This is a genomic window from uncultured Granulicatella sp., assembly GCF_938030755.1.
GTDB lineage: Bacteria > Bacillota > Bacilli > Lactobacillales > Aerococcaceae > Granulicatella.
On the sequence record NZ_CALHIF010000082.1, the window covers coordinates 1 to 3,335 of the forward strand.

The window sequence follows — 3,335 nt, forward strand, 5'->3', positions numbered from 1 at the left end:
ACTCAATTCAGCGTATATTAACGGTTGATTTTAGTGAAAAATTCCCAGTGTTGTGTTATTATAAATTAAATCAATAAAATGATTAAATTTATATAAAGGAGGTAGCTTTATGGTAGGGATTATCATTGCAAGTCATGGTGAATTCGCTGACGGAATTAAGCAATCAGGTTCAATGATTTTTGGAAATCAAGAAAAAGTTGAGTCTGTTACTTTTATGCCTAGTGAAGGACCTGAAGACTTACAACGTAAACTGCGTGAGGCTGTTGATAAACTAGAGACAGAAGAAATTCTATTTTTAGTAGATTTATGGGGAGGAAGCCCATTTAACCAAGCAAATATTTTGTTCGAAGAAGATCCTGAACATCGTGCAATTGTTGCTGGTTTAAGCTTACCAATGCTTATTGAATCGTACGCTAGTCGTTTTTCAATGAATACTTCTCATGAAATCGCAAAGGCAATTGCACCAACTGCGATTGAAGGAGTTAAGATTCGTCCAGAAGCTCTTCAACCAGAAGAGAAGAAAGAGGAAAAATCTGCACCTTCAACACCTGTTACTAACGGAGCCATTCCAGAAGGAACAGTTATTGGAGATGGAAAAATTAAATTCGTTTTAGCTCGTATCGATACTCGTTTGTTACATGGACAAGTAGCTACAAGTTGGACAAAAGCAACAAATCCAAACCGCATTATCGTTGTTTCTGATAAAGTTGCAAAAGATGACTTACGTAAGAAATTAATTGAACAAGCAGCACCTACTGGAGTTCGTGCTCATGTGATTCCACTAGATAAACTAGTAGAAGTGTACAACGATCCACGTTTTGGAGATACAAGGGCATTATTATTATTCGAAACACCACAAGAAGCTTTAGAAGTTATTGAAAAAGGTGTTCATATTGATCAATTAAATATTGGATCAATGGCACACTCTGTAGGTAAAGTTCAAGTAAGTAATGCATTATCATTAGACCAAGATGATGTTGAAACTTATAAAAAATTACGTGATTTAGGTGTTAAAATGGATGTTCGAAAAGTTGTTTCGGATTCTCCTGGAGACATTTTTAAACTGATTGAAGCAAAGTCTAATGAAGGCTTGAAACTATAATAGAGAGATAGGAGATTATTATGGATTTTAATTTATTTCAAATTATTTTAGTCCTAATTGTCGCATTCTTGGCTGGTTTGGAAGGAATCTTAGATGAGTTTCAATTCCATCAACCAATTATTGCTTGTACATTAGTTGGACTTGCGACAGGACATTTAACTGAGGGGATTATCCTTGGTGGTTCTTTACAAATTATTGCACTTGCTTGGGCAAACGTTGGTGCTGCGGTAGCACCTGATGCTGCTTTAGCATCAGTAGCTTCAGCTATTATTTTTATTAAAGGGAATGATTTTTCAGAAGGTGGACGTAACCTTGCTATTGCTACTGCTGTTACTTTAGGGACAGTTGGTTTAGTTTTAACAATGGTGGTACGTACATTATCAGTTGCATTAGTCCATAGAGCGGATGCAGCGGCTGAACAAGGAGACTTCAAAGGGGTTTCATTCTGGCATTATGTTGCATTATGTTGCCAAGGATTACGTATTATGATTCCAGCTGGATTACTTTTATTCTTACCTTCAGATGTTGTTCAAGGTTACTTAAAATCAATTCCTGATTGGTTTGCTAATGGTATGACAATTGGTGGTAACATGGTAGTTGCAGTGGGGCTAGCAATGGTTATTAACTTAATGGCTTCTAAAGAAACTTGGCCATTCTTCTTCATCGGTTTTGCAATCGCTCCTTTAAACGAGTTAACATTGATTGCAACTGGTGTTATCGCTTTAAGTTTAGCGTTAATTTACTTAAACTTATCTAATAACAGCGGAAATGGTTCAACTGGTGGACGCTCAGGTTCTGGAGACCCACTAGGTGACATTTTAAATGACTACTAAGGAGTGTGAATGAGATGACAGAGAAAAAAGTATCTTTAACGAAACAAGACCGCTTAAAAGTTATGTTACGTTCACAATTCTTACAAGGTTCTTGGAACTATGAACGTATGCAAAATGGAGGATGGGCATTCTCCCTAATTCCTGCATTGAAAAAATTATATCCAAACCCAGAAGATTCAAAAGCAGCGTTAAAACGTCACTTAGAATTCTTTAATACTCACCCATATATTGCTTCACCGATTCTTGGGGTAACTTTAGCCTTAGAAGAAGACCGTGCAAACGGGGCGGCAATTGATGACGCAACAATTCAAGGGGTTAAAGTTGGTATGATGGGACCACTAGCTGGTATCGGTGACCCTGTATTCTGGTTTACTGCTCGTCCAATTCTAGGTGCGATTGCTGCAGGATTAGCAGCAACGGGTTCAATCATTGGACCATTATTCTTCTTTATTGTTTGGAACTTAATTCGTATCGCTTTTATGTGGTATACACAAGAGTTAGGATATCGCCAAGGCTCTGAGATTACTAAGGACTTATCTGGTGGTATTTTACAATCTATTACAAAAGTTTCTTCAATTGTAGGGATGTTTGTAATGGGGATTTTAGTACAGCGTTGGACAAGTATGAAATTCCCACTTGTCTTGACAAAAGTACAATTGACGGCTGATCAATATATTCAAACACCTGGAAAAGATGATGTTGTGACTGGTGGACAACTTCAAGAGATTGTTGCCAAACTATTGGATGGTAAAAAATTATCGCCAGAAGTTGTAACCACTCTTCAAGACAACTTGAACAAATTGATTCCAGGATTGGCTGCTTTACTATTAACATTCTTAGTAATGTGGTTATTGAAGAAAAATGTAAAACCAATTTACATTATCTTTGGGCTATTTGCATTAGGTATTTTAGCTGGTTTAACAGGAGTAATGGCTCCTTAATAGAAAGAATTGGAGGTAGATTATGGTTGTATCGTTAAATACAAAAGCCATTTATAAAACAAAAGCAAACCTATTCGATGGGGGCTTTGGGTATACCAATGGGGATATTCTGATTGGAGACCGTGCTTTTGAATTTTACAATCATCAAAATCCAGAGAGCTATCTTCAAATTCCTTGGGAAGAAATTAAACTGGTAAGAGCTCATGTGATGTTTAAAGGGAAGTTTATTCGTGCGTATTACATTGATACGAATTCTTCTAAAACATTCCAATTTGTCTCCAAAGATTCTGGTCGCACGCTAAAAGTGATGAGAGAATTTATTGGAAACGAGAAAATCGTGAGAACTGAGCCGATTATCAGTTTCAAAAAACTTTTCAAAAGATAAAGAAAAGGCGAATGTGTAAAAACATTCGCCTTTTAATTTTGTCTTGTAAGAATAAATGGATAAGAATCCAATTG

4 protein-coding genes are annotated in these 3,335 nt (G+C 36.5%); all 4 read left to right on the forward strand.

The window, feature by feature from the left end; genetic code table 11:
- Positions 1-109 precede the first annotated feature (109 nt).
- Genes Q0594_RS08250 through Q0594_RS08265 form a run of 4 tightly spaced genes read left to right on the forward strand, consistent with a single transcriptional unit; the run spans position 110 to position 3,261 of the window.
- Positions 110-1,102, forward strand: coding sequence for a mannose/fructose/sorbose PTS transporter subunit IIA (locus Q0594_RS08250; protein ID WP_298731158.1), 993 nt, complete (start codon positions 110-112; stop codon positions 1,100-1,102).
- 20 nt (positions 1,103-1,122) lie between these two features.
- A complete protein-coding gene (locus Q0594_RS08255; protein WP_298731160.1) occupies positions 1,123-1,935 on the forward strand; it encodes a PTS mannose/fructose/sorbose transporter subunit IIC in 813 nt (270 codons plus the stop codon).
- Positions 1,936-1,949: 14 nt separating this feature from the next.
- Positions 1,950-2,876, forward strand: coding sequence for a PTS system mannose/fructose/sorbose family transporter subunit IID (locus Q0594_RS08260; protein ID WP_298731162.1), 927 nt, complete (start codon positions 1,950-1,952; stop codon positions 2,874-2,876).
- 22 nt (positions 2,877-2,898) lie between these two features.
- Positions 2,899-3,261, forward strand: a complete 363-nt coding sequence (locus tag Q0594_RS08265) for a DUF956 family protein (RefSeq protein WP_298731164.1) — start codon at positions 2,899-2,901, stop codon at positions 3,259-3,261.
- The last annotated feature ends 74 nt before the right edge of the window (positions 3,262-3,335 follow it).

Coding starts and splice junctions, on each gene's coding strand:
- Q0594_RS08250 (WP_298731158.1), top strand. CDS start 110: ATGGTAGGGATTATCATTGCAAGTCATGGTGAATTCGCTGACGGAATT.
- Q0594_RS08255 (WP_298731160.1), top strand. CDS start 1,123: ATGGATTTTAATTTATTTCAAATTATTTTAGTCCTAATTGTCGCATTC.
- Q0594_RS08260 (WP_298731162.1), top strand. CDS start 1,950: ATGACAGAGAAAAAAGTATCTTTAACGAAACAAGACCGCTTAAAAGTT.
- Q0594_RS08265 (WP_298731164.1), top strand. CDS start 2,899: ATGGTTGTATCGTTAAATACAAAAGCCATTTATAAAACAAAAGCAAAC.